We start from the raw sequence: 24,070 nt of genomic DNA on the forward strand, positions 1-24,070 counted from the left end.
AAGGAGTTGATTAAATGCCATACTCAGCAGATATAGATAGAAAGTGGCAAAAGAAGTGGACAGATACTGAAATTTATAAATTTAATCCTGAGAACATTGACAAAAAGCTTTACTGCCTTGAGATGTTTTCATACCCATCCGGTGCAAATCTGCACGTTGGTCACTGGTACAATTACAGCCTTACCGATTCATGGGCAAGAATGAAAAGAATGCAGGGTTTTGAAGTCTTTCATCCAATGGGGTTTGATGCCTTCGGATTACCGGCTGAAAACTACGCGATAAAAACAGGTATCCATCCGGAAGACTCAACACTCAAAAACATTGCTACAATGGAAAGCCAGCTAAAGGAATTAGGAGCGACCTTTGACTGGGATTATGAGATAAAAACCTGTATGCCCGACTACTATAAATGGACACAGTGGCTTTTCCTTAAATTGTATAATGCAGGCCTTGCTTACAGAAAAAATGCGCCGGTAAACTGGTGTCCCAAATGCAACACTGTCCTTGCAAATGAACAGGTTATCAACGGCACCTGTGAAAGATGTGAAAGCGAAGTAACCAAACGTGACCTCACTCAATGGTTCTTCAAAATCACAGCATATGCTCAGGAGCTCATAGACAAGCTGGAAACCCTTGACTGGCCTGAAAAGACCAAAAAGATTCAGACAAACTGGATCGGACGCTCGGAGGGTGCCGAAATCGAATTCAGTGTAGCTGACCGGGATATCAGCTTCAAGGTATTTACTACCAGAGCCGATACTCTCTACGGTGTGACATATGTTGTTCTGGCTCCGGAGAATCCGATTGTTGAAAAAATTACTGCAGCTGAGAACAGAGAAGCAGTTGAAGCCTACATTGCCGAAACAAATAAGCAATCTGATATCGAAAGGCTTTCAACCACAAAAGAAAAAACCGGTGCCTTTACAGGCGCTTATGCTGTTCATCCGATAACAGGCGAAAGCGTTCCGATATGGATTGCCGATTATGTTTTAGCCAGCTATGGTACCGGCTGTGTAATGGCCGTCCCCGCTCACGATGAGAGAGACTTTGACTTTGCCACAAAGTACAAGCTTCCTATAAAGCGTGTAATTAAAAGTGCCGATGGGACTGATGACACCTTACCGTTCTGCGACTACGGCGTACTTGTAAACAGTGCCGAATTTGACGGCGTTGCAACTAATAATGCCAAACTTGATATTGTGAAAAAGCTTGAGTCAGATAAAAAAGGCAGCTTAAAAATAAATTACCGGTTGAGGGATTGGCTGGTATCCAGACAAAGATACTGGGGTGCTCCAATTCCTGTTGTTTACTGTGAGCACTGCGGCGAGGTTGCTGTTCCTGAAGAAAATTTGCCGGTTCTGCTTCCCTATAATGTTGAATTCAAGCCGGATGGCGAATCTCCCCTTAAGAAATGCGAGGAGTTTATGAATGCGGTTTGTCCAAAGTGCGGCGGCCCGGCAAGAAGAGATCCTGATACATTAGATACCTTTGTTTGCTCCTCCTGGTATTACCTAAGATATCCGGACAGCAAAAACAGTGACAAGGCTTTCGACACAGAATGGATTAATAAAGTTCTTCCCGTTGACAAATATGTCGGCGGAGCCGAGCACGCAGCAATGCACTTGCTTTATGCACGTTTCATAACGAAAGCCTTGCGCGACCTAGGGTTTTTAAGCTTTGACGAACCATTTCTTTCACTGGTGCATCAAGGCACAATCCTTGGCTCCGACGGCAACAAAATGAGCAAATCAAAGGGCAATACCATTTCACCGGACGAATATGTACGCAAATACGGTTCTGATATATTCAGGATGTATCTTGGCTTTGGTTTTAATTATGTTGACGGCGGCCCTTGGAGTGATGACGGGCTCAAGGCAATTTCAAGATTTGCAGGCAGAATAGAGAGATTGCTTGAAAGTCTTTCAGAGCAGAAATCTAAAACAGCCCGGACAGATATGGATAAAGATGACAAGGAGCTGAACTATGCCCGTCACTTTGCAATAAAGAACGTGACACAGGATACCGAGAGATTCCAGTTCAATACTTCCATATCCCGCTGTATGGAGCTTGTAAATGCTTTGTATAAATATGATGCCGAGGCCAAGGTTAAAAACATCAAGCTGTTTGAAGATACTATAGCTGACCTTGTCAAGTTAGTTTCTCCTTTCGCACCTCACTTTGCCGAAGAACAATGGGAGCAGCTGGGGTATGAATATTCCATATTCAATCATCCCTGGCCGGTATCTGATGAAAAAGCACTAGCCCGTGATACCGTTGAAATTGCGGTACAAATAAACGGAACCATCAGGGGTAAAATAGATATATCCGCCAATGCCCAAAACAGTGAAGCTGAAGCTGCCGCACTGGCTGATGATAAAATTCAGCAATTTCTGGAGGGAAAAGAAATTAAAAAGGTCATCGTTGTTAAAGGTCGGCTGGTTAACATTGTCGCAAAATAGCTTAATGCTTCAGCCTGAAAACGGAAAGATACCAGTTTTGTTTTCTATCCGTTTTCAGGCTTTTTAATGCCAAAATACTTCATATAAATAATAAATTTTTTCATAACCCCCAAGAATATATAATATAGTTGCATATTATATATTTTATCATCCTTAATTGGAATATTCAGTTTAATATGATAAAATTAAGGATATTATAGAGATTGGGGGGATATTTTTTGGAAATAACATTTTACAGAACTCTTGCAAATAAATTAGCAGATGCGGTTATACAAAATCAAGAATATTCAGAAGCAGAAGAAAAACGAATCCGTTATGGCTTGGTATGTATTTTTTCCGATTTGTACAAATTTATTTTAACATTAGTAGTTTTTTCATGCTTTTTACTGACAAAAGAATGTCTCATCTCCTTTATACCAATTTTGCTGCTTCGTCCATTCTTGGCCGGTTACCATGCTAAGAGTGAGCTTATGTGTATATTTATGTCTTTTGCAACCTTGGCAATAAGCATACTAGTTGGAAATATGAATATCATACCACCTATGTTTCAAGTTCTGGCAATACTTATCCTGCCTGTAACCGGTATATTAATCGCACCTGTGAGAACCCAAAAGGTTCAGGAAAATATTAAAAAAATAATTGAAAGCAAAATATTAACAGCTGTTTTAACGATTTTATTATTAATATTTGATAATTATTTTTTAGCTAATCAAATCATTTTTCTATCAGTAAGCATAATTTATATACTCGCTTTGTACCAGCTAGCAAAAAATTTTATAACAAATAATGCTTAAGCAGCAAAAAGCTGCAAGCAGCTATTAATAATCGTTTATATCATTTTGTGTAAATTTATGGAAAAATTGTGAACTATTCAAGATATCTATTGACATTTTGTGTAATATAAGGCATTATAAGGCTTGCCAATAAGTTTTAGAAAGGTGGATTAAATTGAAAAAACATTTATTTAAGTTAATTGGTTTGTGTTCCGTATTAACAGCAGGACTGGTTGCTAGTGCTAGCAAACTTTTCTTTTTCTACCAGCCTGAAGAAATATAGGCTATTAACTAGTTAACTACTCAAAGCCCCATAAATATGGGGCTTTGAGTAGTTAACTTTTCCATTATGCTTAACACTTCTTTTAAATAATATATACTGCCATAAGCCTTTAATTATCCTCTGCATAAATATTGTTCATAAAAGGTTCATATAGAATGTTATTCTTACTTACACTTAATTTATAAATACTATCCTTTTAGTAATACTCTTTTTTTTGACAAAGTCCCTTCAATATTTCGATATTATTTTTTATAAATCAAAATCCAAAGTACGCGCAACTTCTTATACCGATATTATCCTACATAATTTCTGCAAAAACGCAAGTTCCCATTATGAAATTTGCTATTATTTGCAAAAATTATTGACTTTTAATGTAATATTTGAGATTATTATGTTATAATTCTAAATTGTAAAGGAGGAATTCTGTTGAAAAAAATACTATTTAAATCAATCGGGATGTGTTCCTTACTAATTACTGAAAGAGATATTCGTTGTTTAAAGCTTTGGCTTTTTTATGAACCTAAACCTTAATTTTTTTCCATAACTACTTGAAAAAGGCCTTAAATACATGTACAGTAATATTATAGTATTTATGGCTTTTTTTATGCCATAAAATTTTAGGAGGAGTTTTTGAGTGTACGAGGTTAGTGAAATTTTATTTACTGCATTAGAAGGATTGATATTCATTGTAGCATTCGTATCACTTTCAGATTGCAGAGATTATATATTAAAACATTATAGAAAAGTAATTTTTTTTGTAGTTTTTTATACTATATACACGTATTTAATGAGTATTATATTTCCAAAAGGCCTTCAGACTATACCTATTGCAATACTCACAATAATTATTCTGAATTTCATGTTCAACAGTTCATTAGTAAAAACCTTAATCAAATACTTTTTATATCTTATGGCAATGTCATTAGTTGAACTGTTTTTAGTTGTTTTTGGTGTTATTGTTTTAAAATTGCCTGCTATATTTATAATAAATAATGACAACGCCGTATTCATATGTAGTATTATTGCAAAACTAGTTGAAGCAATAGCTGCTTTGGTTTTATATAAGAGTAATTTAAGCATTAATTTCTTTATTGACAAAGAATCCAGTAATTCGAGATTCAGACAAATACTTATACTCATTTCATCAGTTTTATTTCTATTAGTATGTTTGAATATCTATATAACAAGCAATCCTGATAAGCTTCTCGCATTTAATACTTTTTCATTTATAGTCTATGCAGTATTAATAATAGCTGTTGTTTTTGTATTTCGTGAAGTTTCCAGGCTCGAGCTTTTAGAATTTGCCAGCGAGCTGGAAAAGGAAAATATTAAGCAGCTTATAGAGTTCAATGAAATGGTAGCCAAGGAACGGCACGAGTATAAAAATCACCTGAATACCATATATGGGTTATGTACTTTAAATAAGCCTGATTTAAATGAAAAAATTAAATTATATATAAACAGCTATGCAAACAACAATGATACACGAAATATAGCAATAGATTCCGGAAATGATTATGTTGATGCAATAATTAATGTAAAATACAATAATGCAATAAGAAAGGGAATAAACTTAATCGTAGACTTCGATGCACCCTTGTCTTCCGCAAAAATTGCCGAAGATGTTGCCGTCACAATCATCTCAAATATAATAGAAAATGCCTTTGAATCCATTGTGACAATTGATAAAGAAAAAAAATACATCAGCATTCAAACTTATATTGACAAAAATAATTACTTCATTTCCATATCAAATAATGGGCCTATGATTAGTGAATCTGATAAAAAGAAAATATTCAACGCAGGCTTTTCAACAAAGGATAACTCTACGAAAAAAAGAGGCTTTGGCCTTAGCATTGTGCTTGCAGAGATAGAACGCTTCGGCGGAAGCATTACTATAAACAGCAACGATGAAGTAACAGAATTTCTGGTTTCCCTCAAGGTCAATTCCCAGCAGTCCATTTCTCAAGTGGCATTGTAGAACTATTATATAAATAAATATCTACACTTTACTTTGGAAATTGGTTATAATAAAGAGATAGTCAAAAAGATTATAAATAAAGTATCTTAATTATAATAATCAGGAGCAGCTGATGTTTCATATTTCAAAGGAAAGTATATATTATTTATCAACCCCAATGAGGTTTAGTAAAGGATTAGATTATTACACCTCTAAAAAAGTAAAGTCAGTTTCCTTCAATAAAAATATGCTTTTATTTGATGCATCAGTTATTGGAAACCACCCTTATAATGTTCAAATACAGTTTGACAAAAAGGGTTACATTAAAGATTACTCTTGCACCTGTCATGACTTTTCAAATACGAATAGCTGCTGTAAGCATATTATATCCGTACTCCTTCTCATAATCGAGAAGGATAATCAAGGCTTTTTTAATTCAGAAAAGCAAAAGCTTGCGGCAAAAGAAATTTTTGACTTCTTCCAAGCAAGAACAAGCCTTTCTAAAATTAAAATAAACGTTGAATTTAGCTTGGAGCTTTTTAAATCAAAATCTCCCTTTGCCAAAATAGGTCCGGCTGCCGCCTTTTCTATGCGAATAGGAACGGACCGGCTTTATATTGTAAGAAATATAAGAGAATTTTTGGAATGTATTAAAAGCGATAAGGAATTGATATATGGCAAGGGATTTTCCTTTGACCCTTCTATATTTACTTTTAAGGATACAGAAAAGAAAATAATTTCATTCTTACAGGAAATATGGCAAAATGAAAATTTGACTGATTACTTAGCCGGGTATACAAAAAAGCAATCCGTTTTAAAGGATAAAGAAATATTTTTATCTGAAGCAGCACTGAAGAGACTGCTGGTATTGCTTGAGCCTGTTGCCTTTAATGTAATCCTCGGTGAGCAAAAATTTGAAAAGATATGTATAGTTGAAAAAGATATTCCCTTAGACTTTATACTCACTAAAAACGCTTCGGCAGTGGAGCTCAATATCGACACAAAAGCTCCTCTGTACCAGCTTACCTCTGATTGTGAATATTTCCTTTATAAAGATGCCATTTATAGGGTTTCTCTAAATCAGCAGGAATACTTCAAACCATTTATGCATTATATTTCCGCTCAGAATACAAACCTTATTTCTTTTCAGGATAATGATAAGGAAAGATTCTTTGCCGAGCTATTACCCTATATCGAAAAAATAGGACAGGTTTCTATTGATGAAGACCTCAGGGCAATAGTAGAACGTGTTGAGCTTGAGCCTGAAATATACTTAGACAGGCATGAAGATGTAATAACTGCAGATGTCAAATTTAAATATGGAGAACGAATAATCAATCCTTTCTCCGCAGAAGTAAATCAAGCTCCTTACGATAAAATATTGATAAGAGATTTAGAAAAGGAAGGCATTCTTCTTGATATTCTGGCTGAAACAGATTGCAAGGTAAATGGAAACAGAATTTATCTCGATGAAGAAGAAAAAATATTTGACTTTGTGAATTATGTTATACCCAGATTGCAGGAATATTCAGCGGTTTTTTATTCAGAAAGCTTTAAGGCAATGAGCTTCAGGCGGTCACTTTCCTTTTCCGGCTATTTAAGGCTTAATAGCTTAACTGACTTACTTGAATTCAATTTCAATATTGATGGCGTACACAAGGATGAACTGGCTTACGTAATTGACAGTATAAAGCAAAAAAAGAAATACTATAGGCTAAAAAACGGTGATTTTTTACCGTTGGAATCAACGGAATTAATAAATATGGCTGAAATAATTGACCGTCTGGAATTAAACAGCTCCGAATTTAAAAATGATATAATTCAATTACCCAAATACCGTGCGCTTTATATAGATAATATGCTCAAAGAGAGCGGTATGAAATTTTTTGAAAGAAATAACATCTTGAAAAATTTAATTCACGATATGCAGGAGCCTTCAGAAACAGAGTACAAAATACCAAAGGCTATTAACGGAACACTCAGAAGCTATCAAAAATTGGGATTTAAATGGTTAAAAACACTTTCAGTATATGGTTTGGGCGGTATTTTAGCTGACGATATGGGCCTAGGCAAGACTCTTCAGGTAATTACGCTGCTCCAGTATGAAAAGCAGGTATCCGGTACGTGCTCCTCCATTGTCATTGTACCTACTTCCTTGATATATAACTGGTGCTCCGAGGTTAATAAATTTGCACCTGAGATGACTATTACAGCAGTGGTCGGAAGCAAACCCGAGCGGCTGAGCCTTATTGAATCAGCTCGCAAATCGGATATACTGGTCACTTCCTATGCTCTCATAAGGAGAGATATTGATGAATATAAAAAACTTTCCTTCAGATACTGTATACTTGACGAGGCGCAGCATATAAAAAATCCTTCCTCGCAGGCAGCCAAAGCAGTAAAACAGCTGGTTTCAAGTAATAGGCTAGCCTTGACAGGTACCCCTATGGAAAATAATCTGACAGAATTATGGTCAGTTTTTGATTTTATTCTACCCGGTTATATGCATTCACATGCAAAATTTGTTGAAAAGTATGAAGGACCGATATCAAAAGGTGACACCTCTGCATTATCAAGTCTCAGCAAACAGCTTAAGCCGTTTATTTTAAGGAGACTTAAACAGGATGTTCTCACAGAATTGCCGGATAAGATTGAACATGTAATTGAGGCTGAACTCACAGATGACCAGAAAAAGCTCTACATGGCTTATTTAGAGCAGGCAAAAGGAGAGCTTTTCAAAGAAATAAATGAAAATGGCTTCGAAAAGAGCCAAATGAAAATACTTGCCGTACTTACAAGGCTGAGACAGCTCTGCTGTCATCCCGCACTGTTTGTAGACAGCTATAAAGGTGAAAGCGGCAAACTGCTGCTGCTCAAAGAAATTATAGAAGACTCTCTTATGTCCGGACATAGAATTCTTATTTTCTCTCAGTTTACATCTATGCTGGCAATTATAAAGGAATGGCTAATCAGTTCCGAAACAGAGTATCTTTATTTAGACGGATCCACTCCTGCCGAAGAAAGGATACATCTTGTAAGAGGCTTTAACAGCGGAAAAGGCAAGGTATTTCTTCTCTCCCTTAAATCAGGAGGGACAGGCTTAAACCTTACCGGTGCAGATACCGTAATTCATTATGATCCTTGGTGGAATCCGGCAGTTGAAGATCAGGCAACCGACAGAGCCTATCGAATCGGTCAGACAAAAACCGTTCATGTTATGAAATTGGTAACTCATGGAACAATCGAAGAGAAAATAATAAAGTTAAAGGATAGAAAAAAACAGCTTGTAGACTCCGTTATTCAGTCGGGGGAAACCTTAATAACCAAAATGAGCCGGCAGGAGCTGGAAGAGTTATTTAATTGAAAATAACTCTTTGTTTTCTTGTTCCCCGAATAATATGTCCTTTTGAATTTTTTCATAGGTATATTCATAATCCTTATATTTGGAAGGTGTGTCCTTATAAGTAATCCCATTGCTGAGAACCGAAAGAAAATGCCTGTTTACCGGTACCTTGCCTGAATAATCAAGCAAAAAATTATAAAAGGGCGGTATTTCCATTCCAATCTCGGACATGATATATGCACCCATATAATTTGAGCTTAAAGTCTTTCCCGCTTTCATATCAGTCTTATAATTAAACCATATTAAATATGGAGTCTTTAATATTTTCTGATTATCAACAAGCATTTTTCCGTTCTCTATATTTGTCCCTTCAATACCTTTAAACAAATCAGCATCAGTAACCGCTTCCCCTATAAACCCAAGTTTCTTATAAACCCCCAGCTGTTCGGTCAATGCAGGCAAATGATCTCCCAAAAACACGACAACCGTCGGCTCTTTTACTGTTCTGAAATAATCTATTACCTTTTTAAGGCTCTTATCTGCATCATTTATGCCTTGGGCATAGTTTTGTAAAGCAGTTATACTTTCCTCGTCCAAGCTTTTAGTAGATTGAATTTTAAATTTATTATCCTTGTAATAGTTTTCGGTTGTATACGGCCAGTGATTCTGCATGGAAATATTATACATAAACACAGGTCCTTCCGCTTTTTCATACTCTGAAATAATATAATCTGCAAAGGTATCATCTGAAATATATTCTCCCTTTTTTACAGCATCCGGCATATCTGACTGTGTTACAAACTTGTCTATGCCAATCAGAGGATAAATCGAACTGCGCTTGAAAAATGCTTTTTCATACGGATGGACTGAAATAGTCTGGTATCCCAGCTTCTTAAAATACGTTGGTATTGATGGAATCTCCTTTTTAATGCTTGTAGTATAAGCGGTTGTCTGATATGGAAGGTACTTGAGAGATAAGCCCGTCATGATTTCAAATTCAACATTACAGGTCAGCCCTCCATATGTAGGTGAAACCATCTCACCGCTGACAGCTTCTTTCTGAAGAGCATGCAGATTGGGCACCGGATCCTCTGAAAACTTTACATTGGGTAATAGCGTTGCATCCCAAAAGGCTTCACTCATTATAAAAATAACGTTTGGTTTAACCTCTGTCGCTGCTTGTCCGGCAGTAAATTTATATTGAAAATCACTTTCAGATGAAACCTCTGAGCTCTCATCCATATCTGCCCATAGCTTGGCATTAATAATAAACCCTCTGATGTAGCCATTTTGTTCACAGGTAGCAGTAGGAGACTCTTCAACTCCAATACTTGGTAATGTTTGAAAAACTACAGCAATAATAACAGCGCAAAATATAGAAGATACTATTCTGAAGGTCAGGTTAAGAGCTGATTTTTCATAAATAAAAATCCCAATTACCATAGCAAGCAGTATTAAAACAGAGGCTACGAAAATCCCGTTCCATAAAAAATTAAACTGGGCAAGATTCATACTCCCCACAAGACCGGCCACATTTAAGCTGCTCATTACGTCCCATGGCATCAAAGGCACTCCCAGTATTTCTCTCTTACTTCCTACAATTGCAGCTATAAGCACACAAAGAACAGAAAAGGAGAGTGCTGTGACTCCTTTATTATTAATAAAAGCCCATAGTACAATATAAGCAGCCAAAAATAAGAGCAAAGAAAGAAAGAATTGCAGAGGTGCCTTAACAGGCCATATAACAGTACTTATAAAATCACCTCTTGTTGCAAATTCAATAATAAATAAAGAAAATATGGGTATTAAAAAGAACAGCAATTTAGTGCAATTATATTTTGATAGTATTTTTTTAATTTCCATAGCTTGAAAACCCCTTTGCAAAACCCATAATATTTATATTTTTTCACATCTTCTATCCTTAGTCAACATAATCAGTCCAAAGCTTCTATAATTTTATCAGAGTTCTCTAATAATTTGCGAAAATTAATATACTTGTATAAGTATATAATACTAGTAATCCCCGAACTTAATATAAAAAATGTGGCTTTTAATTAACAAAGGCAATTACGGCTGAAAGCCTTTGTGAAATCAAATACCGGTGCAATATTCTTTCTTATAATTTAATATAAAATATATGAAAAATAATACCGCCAAGTTGTAATACTACAATTCAGCGATATTATCCAATAGAATTTTTACAATTTTATTTTAAATTTTCAGGATTCAGACACTGCAACTCTTCTGGAACAAACAATCCGTCTTTTCTGATTAACTTATCATCAAACCATATTTCTCCGCCTCCGTATTCCGGTCTTTGGATAAATACCAAATCCCAATGAATTGAAGACTTATTTCCATTCGGACACTCATCATAACAGCATCCCGGTGTAAAGTGCAGGCTGCCCTTAATCTTTTCATCAAACAAAGTGTCCTTCATTGGCTTTTCAATGTACGGATTTACCCCTATTGCAAATTCTCCTACATATCTGGCACCCTCGTCTGTGTCAAATATCTCATTAATACGCTCAGTATCATTTGCAGCCGCTTTTACAATTTTACCGTCTTTAAATTCAAGACATATATTCTCAAATGTAACCCCCTGATATACAGCAGGGCAATTGTACGATATAACACCATTCACTGAATTTCTGACAGGAGCCGTATATACCTCTCCATCGGGAATATTCATTTTGCCGTCACATTTGATTGCAGGAAGTCCCTTAATCGAAAAGCTCAGATCTGTGCCCTTGCCGGTAATTCTGACTCTGTCTGCCGCCTCCATAACTCTAACCAGCGGATCCATAGCTTTTGACATTTTCCTGTAATCAAGGTTGCAGACATCAAAATAAAAGTCCTCAAAATATTCTGTAGGCATATTTGCCAGCTGTGCCATTGAATGGGTGGGATATCTCATAACACACCACTTTGTATTGTTTACACGTTCCTCTGAATGAACAGGCTTTGCAAACAGAGACATATACAGCCTCATTTTTTCAGCAGGCACAGAAGCCTTTTCACTTACGTTATCTCCCGAGCGGATGCCGATATATGCATCCATATCCTTCATCCGAGCCAACTCGTACCGAGCCATATCCTTTATCTGCTCCTCCGTGCAATTTTCAAGCAAAACGCGCTCCAGCTCCGGATTCTTTACAGTTAAATACGGTATGGCACCAACCTTGTATGTCTCACGAATCAATGCTCTGGAAAGCGGCATTTCATCTCCTGCATTTTCAATCAGTATTTTTTCACCTGCCTTCAATTCACAGGAATAATTAATTAAATTTGCAGCAAGCTTTTCTATTCGCGAATCCCTCATATAGTTAGTCCTCCATTTTATTCTGTGTTACAGTATATTAATAGCCTCTCTATAAACAACCTCTGAAGCACATTATCCCAAAAGCTCTTCCAGCTCATCCAGAGTCTTTTCAAATACATTCAAAGCATCCTGTACAGGCTGCGGCGAGGATAAGTCTACTCCCGCAATTTTTAATAATTCAATCGGATAATTTGAGCCTCCGCTTTTCAAAAATTCCAGATACTTATTAACAGCAGGCTCGCCTTCTGTCAGAATTTTTTCAGCAATTGCCGTAGCTGCAGAAAATCCTGTTGCATACTTATAAACATAAAAGCTGCTATAAAAATGAGGTATCCTTGACCATTCCATCGCAATATCCTCATCAACCTCAACGGCTGCTCCAAAATATTTCTTATTAAGCCCATAATATATATCACAAAGCTCTTGAGCATTAAGAGCCTCTCCCTGCTCCACTTTCTCGTGAATTGTCTTTTCAAACTCGGCAAACATTGTCTGTCTGAAAACAGTTCCTCTGAATTCCTCAAGATAATGATTCAAAAGATATGCCTTCTCCTGCTTGCTTTTTGCTCTTGGAAGCAAATATCTCATTAGGAGGGATTCATTTACTGTTGAAGCCACCTCTGCAACAAATATCTTATATTCGGAATAAACATACGGCTGTGTCATATTTGTGTAATAGGAATGAAGGGCATGCCCCATTTCATGTGCCAAGGTAAATACATCATTAATTGTATCCTGATAATTCAAAAGCACATACGGATGCGTTTTAAAGGTCCCCCATGCATATGCTCCGCTCGTCTTTCCCTGATTTTCATATACATCTATCCACCCTGAATCCATTCCCTTCTGAAGAAATTCCACATATTCCTCTCCCAGAGGCTTAAGTGCTTCAAGAACAATAGCCTTTGCCTCTTCATAGGGTATTTTCCTGTCAAATTCTTCTACCATCGGAACATAGAGGTCAAACATATGCAGCTTTTCCAGTTTCAATACCTTTTTTCTAAGCTTTAAATATCTGTCCTGCAATGTAAGCTTTTTGTTTATTGTTTCTATCAGATTATCATACAAGCTTACTGATACATTGTCATTATCAAGTGACGCTCCAATTGCAGAGGGATACTTTCTGACCATCGCATAAAATCTGTTTTTCTTTACATTAGATGTAAGCATGGCGGCCAGTGTATTTTTCATCTTTTTATAAGTGCTGTAAACTGCGTTAAAAGCATCCTCCCGAATACGCCTGTCTTTACTTTCAAGAAATGCCACATACCTGCCCTTTGTAACCTCAACCTCTTCCCCGTCCTCATCCTTTATGTAGGGAAACTTGATATCAGCATTGTTGTACATAGTGAAAATGTCTCCGGCAGCATCTGATATTTCCGCTGACAAGGCTAAAATATGTTCTTCATTGTCTGATAAAATATGCCCCTTTTGCCTGATATTTTCCTGTATCGTAAACAAGTACACCGAAAGCCCGCTATTTGCTTCAGTATACGATAACAGCTTATCCTCCGGAATATCAAGCATTTCAGGGACAATAAATGAAACCGCCGCAAAAACCTCCGTAGCCAATGTTGAAGCTCTGTCTGTCAATGCCTGATAAGTAGAATTTCCGTTATCCTCGTCACGTTTCATACGGGCAAATACAAAAACCTTGTCATTAAGGGATAATACTTCATCACTCATTTTTAAGCAATCTAAAAGCATTTCAGGGCTGTCTGCCAGCTTACCCTTAAATCCCGATATTTGAACTGCAATTCCCTTTACTTTTTTAAAATCCTTTTCCCACAGTGAAATATCACTATAAATGTCTTCCAGCTTCCATTTAAATTTTGAAGCAATAGCTTCTCTTTTTGGTAAATCCTTATTTGCAGCCATCTGTTATCCCTCCGTTTAATTAGTTATAATACCTTTAATAATTAGTTTGCACACTATTTCAATAATCTTGCATAATATTTTAAGCAATTACCGTCGGTTAAAATTTAATACTCTGAATAAAACCCTTTTTCTACAAACTTAATTATAGAGCAATAAAGAAATAAATTCCATGCATTTCCTATGTTTAGTATAAAATCAATTAATGCCACTTAAAAAAGGATCAATATTCTATCATAGCGAAGGTTTTAACAGTAATTGGTTAGCCTCTGCTGTTGACTTTAGTCACTGTAATTATTTAATTTTCGGAAGCAATGTGATAATATATATACTATATGGCTTATTGCTGTTTTTCTTTATTTTTTGCAGAAATTGTGCCCGAATGAGGCGTGGAGGTTAATATGGGATTATTCAATTTTATAAAGTCTCAATTCATTGATGTTATTGAATGGACTGATAATAGTACAAATATAATGGTTTATCAATTTCCTGTTGAAAACAGGGAAATTAAAATGGGAGCTCAGCTGACAGTAAGAGAAGCACAGATGGCGGTATTTGTCGATGAAGGCCAGCTAACAGACGTTTTTACACCCGGAAGATATACCCTTGACACTCAAAACCTTCCGGTATTAACCAAGCTCAAGTCTTGGAAATACGGCTTTAATTCGCCTTTTAAATCTGAGATTTACTTTGTAAATACAAAACAGTTTACAAACTGCAAGTGGGGTACAACAAACCCTATTATGATGCGTGATGCGGAATTTGGCATGCTCAGAATGAGAATGTTCGGAATATACTCCTTTAAGGTTGCCGACCCGGCAGTTTTTCTGAGGGAGGTTTTCGGAACAGCAAGCTTCTTTACTGTAGACGGAATTACCGGTCAGCTCAAGAGCAAAATAGTTTCTGGGGTTGCTGATTTATTGGCGGAAGCTGCCATACCTGCTCTTGATTTATCATCAAAGTATGATGAAATAGCCCTGATGTCAAGGAAAAAGCTTGGAGAAAGCTTTAGCCGGTTGGGCTTGTCACTTGAATCACTTATTATTGAAAACATTTCTCTGCCTGAGGAAGTCGAGAAGGTACTTGACAAGCGTACCTCTATGGGTATAATAGGCGATAGCCTCAACCAATACACACGTTATCAGGCTGCGGAATCAATCCGTGATGCAGCGCAAAATCCCGGGGGAATGGCCGGTGCCGGTGTCGGTATGGGTGCGGGAATAGGCATCGGAAATATGTTTGCCGAAGCCTTTTCTGCACAACAGTCCAAACAACCCGAAGCAAAAGCCCCTGAACCCGCAAAAATAAAATGTTCCAACTGCGGTGCAGCTTTAACGGAGCAGGCAAAATTTTGTCTGGAATGCGGTACCAAGGTAGAGCCTTCCACCAAGAAATGCTCCGGCTGCGGAAATGAACTTTCCGCCGGCAGTAAATTCTGCCAGGAATGCGGTCAGAAGCAGTAATGCCGGATATATACAAGCTAATAGCATATATGCCGGGCTACAGTATGCGGCGGCTGTCTTGATTCTTGAGCTGCCGCTTTCTCAAATATATTCTAAATCTGTGGAGATAATTTTATGAATGATACAAAAGTAAATAATTCACAATTTGATTTTAACTCTGAAAATGCGCCTGCTGCAGAAGCAACCTCATATAAATGTCCCTCCTGCGGCGGAGTATTGGTCTTTGAGCCTCAGAAGCAAAGCTTGCAGTGTGAATATTGTAAAAATGTAATCCATCTTGACGACAACAATCCGGATCCTACCGCATACGGCTTTGATAATGACAGTGAGCTTGAACCTCAGGTATGGGGAGAAGAAAGGCATAGCGTCAAATGCAAGAGTTGCGGTGCTTCCACAGTATTTGATGCTTACATTGTTGCTGATAAATGCCCATTCTGCGGTAACAGCAATATACAGGAAGAGGTTATCACTACCGGTATTATGCCTGAGAGCGTTATCCCCTTTAAAATAACAGAAGAAACAGCCATAGCACGGTATAAAAAATGGCTGAAGGGTAAATGGCTTGCTCCCACAAAGCTGAAAAAAGGTGTGAACAGTCAATATATCCAGCTTACAGGCATGTACGTTCCCTGCTGGTCCTTTGATGCAGGCACAAGCTCTTTTTATACTGCAATGGCTGGAGAATATTATTATGTTACTGTTTACAGAACTGAAACCCGTAACGGTAAAACTGAGCAGGTACCTCACCAGGAAAGACGAACAAGATGGTATCCTGTATCAGGTCAGTATCTGGAAGATTTCAGAGACTACGTTGTAGACTCTTCCATTCACATAGATGATGATATGATGGCTAGTATACAGCCATATAATATGGAGGAATTAACGCCCTATAAATCAGAATATTTATCCGGCTTCAAGGCAGAACGATATTCCGTCGACTTGAAAACAGGCTGGGAAACTGCCAAAGAGAGGCTTTCGCACTTGATTGAAAATGGAATCAGAGCACAGATATCTGCTGATGAGGTAAGAGATATAAGATTTAAAACATCCTACTACAGCAAAAGGTATAAACATATCCTTCTCCCGCTGTGGTTTTCTTCCTTCAAATACAAGGACAAAATATACGGCTACATGATAAACGGACAAACAGGCAAGGTTGACGGCAAGTCCCCCTTATCCCCGTGGAAGGTAACCGCACTTGTAATAGCAATCCTTGCACTGGCAGGCTTAGGCTACTATTTAATTAATATGTACACGGGAAGATAGCCTTGATTTCTCATTTTCATCATTAAGCCTTTACAGCAGGTTAAAAAGTAATTTAAAACCTAAACTGCTTGAGGCTGAATGCTGTTTTTTGAAAATTTGTATTAATTATGACTGCAAAAAACTGTTTTATAAAGAAATATACTTGAAAATATAAAAGATATTTAGTATACTATGATAGTTGTTTAAAATCTTAATTCATTTATAATTAATTTGCGTTCGTAGCTCAGCAGGATAGAGCGTCGGTTTCCTAAACCGCAGGCCGGAGGTTCGAATCCTCTCGAGCGCACCACAAGATTATCAAACTGAAACAGATGCAAAAGTGTATCTGTTTCAGTTTGATTTTTTATGCTATACTTAAAGGGTATATTCCAACACCATATTATTTATATGGGATGCAATTATATAAGCAGAAAGTTGGAGGGAAAACTTACATGAAAAAAATTGGACTGGGTATTGCAATAATATTATTTGGAATTTTATTGGAACTATCTATTGAAGGGTACTTACTTTATTTCGCATGGGTCATTGGCGCAGTTGGTTTAATTATAGTTATTGCTGGTTGTGTAAGCAAGGAGAGCAATTGAAAAAATAAATTCTTATTTAATGGTCTGTTTGAATTTGTAAAACATACTTACTAAGCAAATTCAGATACATTGCCAGTACATCTGCTTTGCATTAAAGGATACAGAACCGGTGACTGACTTAAAAAAGCCTATAACCGCTGCGATTATAGGCTTTTCGTTTTGATTTAAGGTTTTCAAGGGCTATGTATTTTAGTAGGGGTATCTATAGGTTTTAACCACAGTATTGAACGTTACAGGAGTCAAGCCCTGAACACTTGCTGTCACCTGTAATGTCTGCTTAATGGCCACATATTCCGAGTATATCTGGAAACCTTCTCCCAAAAATCCCGAATTTGTATTGGCACATGTTGCAATTCCGTTTGAATCTGTATATACTGTTATTTTTCTGGAATACGAGCCTCTCATAAGAGAGGTGATATATGGATGGGTGGATACTTCAAACGTAACCGGTGCATTAATAACCGGTCCGCCGTCTGCATTCAATATGCATATCTGCTGCGGAGTCATAAATCCTCGCCCGCCCGGCACTGCTACCGATGGATTTGACAAGCTGACTACCTGTTCAACCGGAGTAAGCACATATATTCTCCAGCTGCTGTCAGCATTTGCTGTCCCCGGGTTTAAAGGTATTACAACCGAGAGAATGAATAGAAATGAAAGACAGAATAGCATGATGGAATTTCTCTTTTTCTTATCATTTGAAACTTCTAACTGATGCACGATTTTTGTCATAAGCAATATCCTCCTGATGTAATTTTTAGGTAATTTTGTTACCTTTTATATATTTATTATACCTTACATCACCTTATCTGTAAAACGCCATATAAATGTAAACCCTCCTTAATTACCGTATTTGCAGGGTTTATAGGTATTCATAATGCAAGGAAAAGGGAGAAACGCAGAGCTATATTGAGTAATCCATCGGGATATTTTACCTTATAAAGGCTTGAACCTAAAATACCGGCGATAATAATTGACTCTTAGCCAATTATAGACACATAATATTTGTACTTTTGATTGCAATATGTTAAAATCCAATAGATAGAAACAAAAAATTTTAAACTATATAGATTGCACTAAGTACTATATACTTGCTGCCAGGAGACAGTTCCTTCGTTTTCTATAGTCCTTTCTTACTTCGGAAACGCTCAACCGCCCCTATGACACAAAAAGCTGTTAGATTATTATAACTTAGCGTCATTTATATAAATTTTATTTAATTCAGAAGGTGAATAATTTGAATGAACCTAAAATAATTGATGCTCATGTTCATATATTTCCGGATAAGGTTGCTGTAAAAGCCACCGAAGCCACCAGCAATTATTACGGAGTACAGATGTGTGGCAATGGCACTGTTGAAGACCTGCTTCAAAGAGGAAGAGCAATAAATGTTTATAAATATATTGTGCATTCTACCGCTACAAAGGTGGATCAGGTAGAATCAATAAATGACTTTATTGCAGCTGCGCAAGCAAAAAATACAAGCTTTATCGGTTTCGGCACCTTACATCCTGATCTTGAGGATATTGAAAGTGAAGTAGACAGAATTATTTCTCTGGGTCTGAAAGGTATAAAGCTGCACCCTGATTTTCAGAATTTCAACATTGATGATCCTGATGTAATGCCCATATATAAAGCAATTCAGTTCAAGCTTCCAGTTCTTATACATATGGGTGATGAAAACAGAACCTCTTCAAGCCCGGAAAGATTGTCTAACGTGCTGAAAAGGTTTCCTGATCTGACTGTCATAGCTGCTCATCTGGGAGGATATCAGATGTGGGACGACTCGATAAAATATCTTGTGGGCAAGAATTTATATCTTGACACATCAAGCTCTCTGGCCTTTTTAGATAAGGAAAAAGCCACATATATCATCAGAAAGCATGGCGTTGAAAAAATTCTTTTTGGCACCGATTACCCAATGTGGTCACACGAAGAAGAGCTTCAAAGACTGTACAATCTCGATTTTACAGCTGAAGAGCAAGAATTGATTCTATGGAAAAATGCTTCAAAGCTATTGGGCTTAAAGTAACCGAACATAAAGAGGCAGTCTAAATACTCCGGCTATGTACAAGCTAAAAATGCAGTTGTACATATAGCCAAGTTTTTAGAAGGCCTCCTTATGTTAATTGATTAAATTCATAAATAACAGCTTCTAAGAATAATAACCATTAGTAAAATGCCCCCTAGTCTGCTGTGTTAAACAAAATTTAATATTGTTTATTAACAGGGAACATTGCAATAATAAGCAGCGGAACAAATGAACCAAAAAAGCCTGCAAAGAAAGCAGGTACTGTATTTAAACCTCTTCTTTTAGCCATACTTACAGCAATTATCCCAAAAACAACATTAATTACAAGCATAAACAATATAGGAGTAAAAAAATTTGCAAGATTTATAGCCATAACTCCTCCCCCTGAAATTTATTTTCCTGCTGAAGCTTATAATTCCACATGAAGCTGTATTTTTCCTTTATTACTTATTATTAGCCTTTTACTATTCATTTTATGATATTTTTTTATCAAATTCTATTTTATATGCATTATTTATGTGCATTTTCTCATTTTTTCGACTATATTCATTGAATTTTTTTGTGAAAACTGTATAATTAAATTAAGAGCTTCAGCCTTAAACCACAAGTAATAAACATGGAAAAATACCGGCATACTTTTTAGAAGAAGAGGTTCTCCGCACAAAAGTTCACCAAATTTTTGTGCCGGCTCTTGGCGTGGGGATAATTATGTTTGAAGGGTATAAATTAAAATATCGTTTAAATGCTAAACATAGCCTTCTCAGTGATACTGAAAATATTCATCCTCATACTTTTGAGATATCTCTGTTCATTGAGCAAGGCAGTAAATATAAGCAGGTATCCTTTAATGCTTTAGACAAGATTGTTAAACCCTTCTTGTTTAGATACCAGAATAGTTATTTAAATAATATTCCGCCGTTTAATATGCTGGAACCTACGATTGAAAATATGGGTGAAACCTTTTATGAAGAGTTGAAAACTATTTTAAATAGCAAGAAATTCAATCTGATTCAATTAGAAATAAGTGAAACACCCTTACGAGTTTATTTAATTTCAGACCGCCTGATGTTTAGCTCTATAACTCGTGCAATAAATTCCGCAATTTAAGCTTTCTCTTCTTGTTCTTGGCTATACCTAAAGTCTGTCATAACCAATGCTTCTTAAAAGCAGTACCGATTATTGAGGGGTGGTTACTTGTTAAGTAATAGGATTAAACATACATGCACTATTATAGCTGCAATATTTTTAGTGCTTTTACCGTCAGTCGTTGTCGCAGAAACACAGATAAATATTGACGGTTATTTTGATGATTGGACAGATAAGCCTCATACTGAATTTTACTATGGTACATATGATAACTCTGATTATGAAAAGGTAGCGATATTTTCAGACAACACCTCCCTATACGGTCATATAAAAATGAGCGATTTGGATGGAAGATATGATTCCTTTATTATGAATTTGTATATCAATAACTTATACAACGTTCAATTTGTAATAATGTGTACTGATAATAATAAGGAAATAACATGGGACAAAACAATAAAAGACCTGTCTCCGGGAACTCATTTTGATTTGGCTGTATTCTACAATCAAGATTACACAGCTCTTCTCGGCGATGCTGCCTTGGTTATAAATAACAGTAATCATAATCCCGGTGATAATGTTGAGTTTAGTATTGATTATAACAAGATTAGAAAATACTGTGACAATATACCTGTAAGTGAGATAAAAACCATAACTCTGACCTGCGCAAGCTTGGGAAGCCAGTCAGTATCCCTTGCAGGGACATCTACAGCTCCCTTTACAGGAATCCTTGTTACGCTTTTTGCGACAGGTCTTGTTTTGATTTGTCACAAGTACAGGAAGATAAGAAAGATAGCCTGAAAGGTATAAGTGAAAAGCTTGCATCCCGCTGTGAAACAGAGGTTTGCCACAATCGCTTTCATAATTTTTTGTGTCAATCTCGGGGTGGAGGTTAATATGACTATATTGGAAATATTATTTGCGATAATGTGGATTTACATATTAACAGTCTTAACCCGAAGCAAGCTGGATTTCTGGAAATTTTGCTGGGGCAGCGTAGGCTTTTTTATATTGATGATGCTGTGGCTTCAGCCGATTGCTGTAAATCCCCTGACTAAAGCAGTAGCATCAATATCAGGTATAATAGGCAGCTTAACCGATATGTACAGCTCTTATTTCCAATATGGAATGCTCTTTATAACGAATCATGGTTCCTCAATCTCCTTGTATATAGATTATGAGTGTTCAGGAATAATTGAAATTATGGCATTTACATCCTTACTCTGGTTTTTTAATGTATATAATTTCTTTGAAAAGCTTGTTATTAATATATTTGGATTTATATGGATTTTTATTGCAAATGTATTACGTATTTTTGTGATATGTGCATTGATTTATTTTTTTGGAAACAGTATTTTTTATTTTGCTCATACAATATTCGGCAGATTAATATTTTATACATTTTCCATTATACTTTACTTTTTTGTTTTTACAAAATCACACATCATACGTCAGAAAGTTGGTAATTTTAATTATGGTCATAATTAATTACTTTTCAAGCTCAATTGTTTTTTGGATGGCATGGGTTATTATTCCTGTTATTATGGAAATTATTCCGGCCATAGGAGAGGCTTTGGTTTTATTAAGGAAAGCTTTTGCCGGAAATGCTGCACCTGTTAATTCATATCCTGAAATAACGGTAATTATTCCTGTGTACAATTCTGCAAGCACTTTATATGCATGTCTGGAATCAGTTTATTTATCCACCTATCCAAATGATAAAATTAAGATTATGCTTGTAAATAATCAAGGAGAGGATAACAGCTTTGATATATACCAGCAATGTCAGAATGATTTTAAGGAATTATCGGTTCAATGGCTAAATGCAAAGCAAGGCAAGTCAAAGGCTCTAAATATGGCATTATTTAACAGTGAAGGAAAATACATCATACATATTGACAGTGATGGAAAGCTGCATCCCGATGCCTTGAAAAATGTAATTAACCGTTTTGAGCAAAACTCGGACATTCACTGCCTTACCGGTTCGGTTTTAACAAATCCCGAGCTTATTGAAAACACTAAAGGTTTTTTTATGCGTATGCTGCGCCGGATTGAGTTCTGCGAATACTGTCAGGCCTTCTTTGCCGGCAGGAATTTTCAATCGGAAGTAGACAGCATCTACACGCTATCAGGTGCATTTTCAGCTTTTAGAAAATCAACTATCATGAAAACTCAGCTATATAATACAGACACTATTTGTGAGGATACCCATGTAACCTTTCAAATAAAAATGATTTTAAAAAAGAAGGTATATTTATGTGAAAATGCTCTGTTTTATGTTGATCCTATAGAAAGTATAAATAAGTTATATACTCAGAGACAGCGCTGGCAGCGCGGAGAAATTGAAGTTGCCCATATGTTTATAAGAAAAAATTTATTTAACGATAAAGGCTTTTTTCTTAACCACGAATTACGGCTTTTTATATATGATCACACTTTTGCATTTCCACGAATGATATGGTATTTTGCATTAATTTGCTTAGTGTTTATGAATTATTCTCTGGAGCTGGTCGTCGGTTCTCTTGTATTAATCTTTGCTCTGTACACATTTTCTGCATTTTTATTTTACTTTGATGTGGTGCTTTTATTAAAACAATTTAGGGAATTAAGGCGGTATTACATAAAGAAATGCTATTCTGTCGCCCTGCTGCCAATATTCAGCTTCTTTGTGTTCTGGATACGCTTTGCAGGAATTATCAACAGCATTAAAGGCGAAAGCAGCTGGAAGACAAAAACCCTTTCAGATGAATGGAAAAATTTTAAGGCAGTAATAGCTTCTGATTTTTCTTATTTATCAAAGCAAATGACAAAAATAAAAAGTAGGTATAACAATGAGTGAACTAACCGTATTATTACCGGCATATAACGAGGAAGGAAACCTCGAAGCTTTAGTAGAAAGATGGCAGGAGTTTGTCCTGCCTTTAAGAGAGAAATATTCCTTATCTCTGCATATTGCCTCCATAAATGACGGCAGTATTGATAATACAAGGTCTATAGGTGAAATGCTGGAAAGGAAATACAATAATTTTACGCTTGTAAACCATAATAAAAATTTCGGGTTGGGAGAGGCGGTAAAAACTGCTGTTACATATGCGCTAAAAAGCCGTCCCCACAGCAAATATGTATGTCTGATGGATTGTGACAATACCCATGACCCGAAATATATTATTGATATGCTGGATGAAATATGCATAGAAAGTGAAACCGGACATGCAGATGTTATAATAGCCTCCAGATATCAAAAGGGTGCATGTGTGCAAGGGCTTTCAAAATATCGATTATTTATGAGTAAATGTGCAAAACTTGTATACCGTTTTTTATTTAATATAAATGGTGTAACGGACTATACCTGCGGCTACCGTTTATACAGCCGCGAAGTGCTGACCCGGGCTTATAAGCATTTCGGAGAAAAAATGGTAGAGGAACAAGGCTTTTCCTGCATGGCTGAGCTTCTATACAAGCTTAATATAATAAATGCAAGCTTTAAGGAAATCCCTTTTGAATTGAGATATGATTACAAACAGGGGAAAAGCAAGATGAATGTAGTAAAAACAGCTGTCAGCAGCATTAAGCTTGCATTTAGATTATGCAAGTTAAAAAATAATATATAAGGATGTCTAATAT

General features: G+C 36.3%; 18 protein-coding genes and 1 tRNA gene. 14 read left to right on the forward strand and 5 right to left on the reverse strand.

Annotated elements, in window-relative coordinates:
- The first annotated feature begins 14 nt into the window (after window positions 1–14).
- The 4 genes from leuS (at window position 15) to LY28_RS16730 (ending at window position 8,839) form a co-directional block, all read left to right on the forward strand.
- Complete coding sequence (gene leuS / locus LY28_RS16715) at window positions 15–2,459, forward strand: leucine--tRNA ligase (protein WP_110463323.1); 2,445 nt, start codon at window positions 15–17, stop codon at window positions 2,457–2,459.
- Window positions 2,460–2,677: 218 nt separating this feature from the next.
- Window positions 2,678–3,253, forward strand: a complete 576-nt coding sequence (locus tag LY28_RS16720; RefSeq protein ID WP_110463324.1) for an accessory gene regulator B family protein — start codon at window positions 2,678–2,680, stop codon at window positions 3,251–3,253.
- 896 nt (window positions 3,254–4,149) lie between these two features.
- On the forward strand, window positions 4,150–5,496 hold the full coding sequence (locus LY28_RS16725; RefSeq protein WP_110463325.1) for a sensor histidine kinase: 1,347 nt from the start codon (window positions 4,150–4,152) through the stop codon (window positions 5,494–5,496).
- Between the two features lie 112 nt (window positions 5,497–5,608).
- The gene (locus LY28_RS16730) at window positions 5,609–8,839 is read left to right on the forward strand and encodes a DEAD/DEAH box helicase (protein WP_110463326.1); all 3,231 of its coding nucleotides are present in this window, start codon (window positions 5,609–5,611) and stop codon (window positions 8,837–8,839) included.
- On the opposite strand, the gene LY28_RS16735 is transcribed toward LY28_RS16730, so the two are convergent.
- The 3 genes from LY28_RS16735 to pepF form a co-directional block, all read right to left on the reverse strand.
- Window positions 8,828–10,681, reverse strand: coding sequence for an LTA synthase family protein (locus LY28_RS16735; RefSeq protein WP_110463327.1), 1,854 nt, complete (start codon window positions 10,679–10,681; stop codon window positions 8,828–8,830). The genes LY28_RS16730 and LY28_RS16735 overlap by 12 nt on opposite strands.
- A gap of 343 nt (window positions 10,682–11,024) precedes the next feature.
- Window positions 11,025–12,140: an aminopeptidase gene (locus tag LY28_RS16740; RefSeq protein WP_110463328.1), complete on the reverse strand. Its 1,116-nt coding sequence runs from the start codon at window positions 12,138–12,140 to the stop codon at window positions 11,025–11,027.
- A 72-nt stretch (window positions 12,141–12,212) separates the two neighbouring features.
- The gene (pepF, locus tag LY28_RS16745; RefSeq protein WP_110463329.1) at window positions 12,213–14,018 is read right to left on the reverse strand and encodes an oligoendopeptidase F; all 1,806 of its coding nucleotides are present in this window, start codon (window positions 14,016–14,018) and stop codon (window positions 12,213–12,215) included.
- A gap of 398 nt (window positions 14,019–14,416) precedes the next feature.
- Between pepF and LY28_RS16750 the strand changes: the two genes are divergently transcribed.
- The 4 genes from LY28_RS16750 (at window position 14,417) to LY28_RS19230 (ending at window position 17,328) form a co-directional block, all read left to right on the forward strand.
- Window positions 14,417–15,478, forward strand: coding sequence for an SPFH domain-containing protein (locus LY28_RS16750; RefSeq protein ID WP_110463330.1), 1,062 nt, complete (start codon window positions 14,417–14,419; stop codon window positions 15,476–15,478).
- A 114-nt stretch (window positions 15,479–15,592) separates the two neighbouring features.
- A complete protein-coding gene (locus tag LY28_RS16755) occupies window positions 15,593–16,744 on the forward strand; it encodes a TFIIB-type zinc ribbon-containing protein (RefSeq protein ID WP_110463331.1) in 1,152 nt (383 codons plus the stop codon).
- A gap of 212 nt (window positions 16,745–16,956) precedes the next feature.
- Window positions 16,957–17,033, forward strand: a tRNA-Arg gene (locus LY28_RS16760).
- 142 nt (window positions 17,034–17,175) lie between these two features.
- Window positions 17,176–17,328 carry a hypothetical protein gene (locus tag LY28_RS19230; protein WP_165835609.1) on the forward strand — a complete coding sequence of 51 codons (153 nt, stop codon included), beginning with the start codon at window positions 17,176–17,178 and terminating at the stop codon, window positions 17,326–17,328.
- Between the two features lie 189 nt (window positions 17,329–17,517).
- Here the strand turns inward: LY28_RS19230 and LY28_RS16765 are convergent, their stop codons facing one another.
- The gene (locus LY28_RS16765; RefSeq protein ID WP_110463332.1) at window positions 17,518–18,060 is read right to left on the reverse strand and encodes a hypothetical protein; all 543 of its coding nucleotides are present in this window, start codon (window positions 18,058–18,060) and stop codon (window positions 17,518–17,520) included.
- A gap of 496 nt (window positions 18,061–18,556) precedes the next feature.
- Here LY28_RS16765 and LY28_RS16770 point away from each other — a divergent pair, with 496 nt between their 5' ends.
- Window positions 18,557–19,360 (forward strand): amidohydrolase family protein, encoded by an 804-nt coding sequence (locus tag LY28_RS16770; protein WP_110463333.1) that lies wholly within the window; start codon window positions 18,557–18,559, stop codon window positions 19,358–19,360.
- Window positions 19,361–19,538: 178 nt separating this feature from the next.
- Here LY28_RS16770 and LY28_RS16775 read toward each other — a convergent pair whose 3' ends face one another.
- Entirely contained in the window at window positions 19,539–19,733 is a 195-nt protein-coding gene (locus LY28_RS16775; RefSeq protein ID WP_110463334.1) for a hypothetical protein, read from the reverse strand.
- A 335-nt stretch (window positions 19,734–20,068) separates the two neighbouring features.
- Between LY28_RS16775 and LY28_RS16780 the strand changes: the two genes are divergently transcribed.
- From LY28_RS16780 to LY28_RS16800, 5 genes are all read left to right on the forward strand, one after another.
- Window positions 20,069–20,467 (forward strand): 6-carboxytetrahydropterin synthase, encoded by a 399-nt coding sequence (locus tag LY28_RS16780; protein WP_110463335.1) that lies wholly within the window; start codon window positions 20,069–20,071, stop codon window positions 20,465–20,467.
- An 87-nt stretch (window positions 20,468–20,554) separates the two neighbouring features.
- Window positions 20,555–21,247 (forward strand): Firmicu-CTERM sorting domain-containing protein, encoded by a 693-nt coding sequence (locus LY28_RS16785; RefSeq protein WP_110463336.1) that lies wholly within the window; start codon window positions 20,555–20,557, stop codon window positions 21,245–21,247.
- Between the two features lie 30 nt (window positions 21,248–21,277).
- Window positions 21,278–21,934 (forward strand): exosortase family protein XrtG, encoded by a 657-nt coding sequence (gene xrtG / locus LY28_RS16790; RefSeq protein WP_340162552.1) that lies wholly within the window; start codon window positions 21,278–21,280, stop codon window positions 21,932–21,934.
- On the forward strand, window positions 21,921–23,285 hold the full coding sequence (locus LY28_RS16795) for a TIGR03111 family XrtG-associated glycosyltransferase (RefSeq protein WP_110463338.1): 1,365 nt from the start codon (window positions 21,921–21,923) through the stop codon (window positions 23,283–23,285). The genes xrtG and LY28_RS16795 overlap by 14 nt, the downstream gene beginning before the upstream one ends.
- Window positions 23,278–24,057, forward strand: a complete 780-nt coding sequence (locus LY28_RS16800) for a glycosyltransferase family 2 protein (RefSeq protein WP_110463339.1) — start codon at window positions 23,278–23,280, stop codon at window positions 24,055–24,057. The genes LY28_RS16795 and LY28_RS16800 overlap by 8 nt, the downstream gene beginning before the upstream one ends.
- Window positions 24,058–24,070 lie beyond the last annotated feature (13 nt).

The sequence above is a fragment of the Ruminiclostridium sufflavum DSM 19573 genome (genome assembly GCF_003208175.1).
GTDB lineage: Bacteria > Bacillota > Clostridia > Acetivibrionales > DSM-1351 > Ruminiclostridium > Ruminiclostridium sufflavum.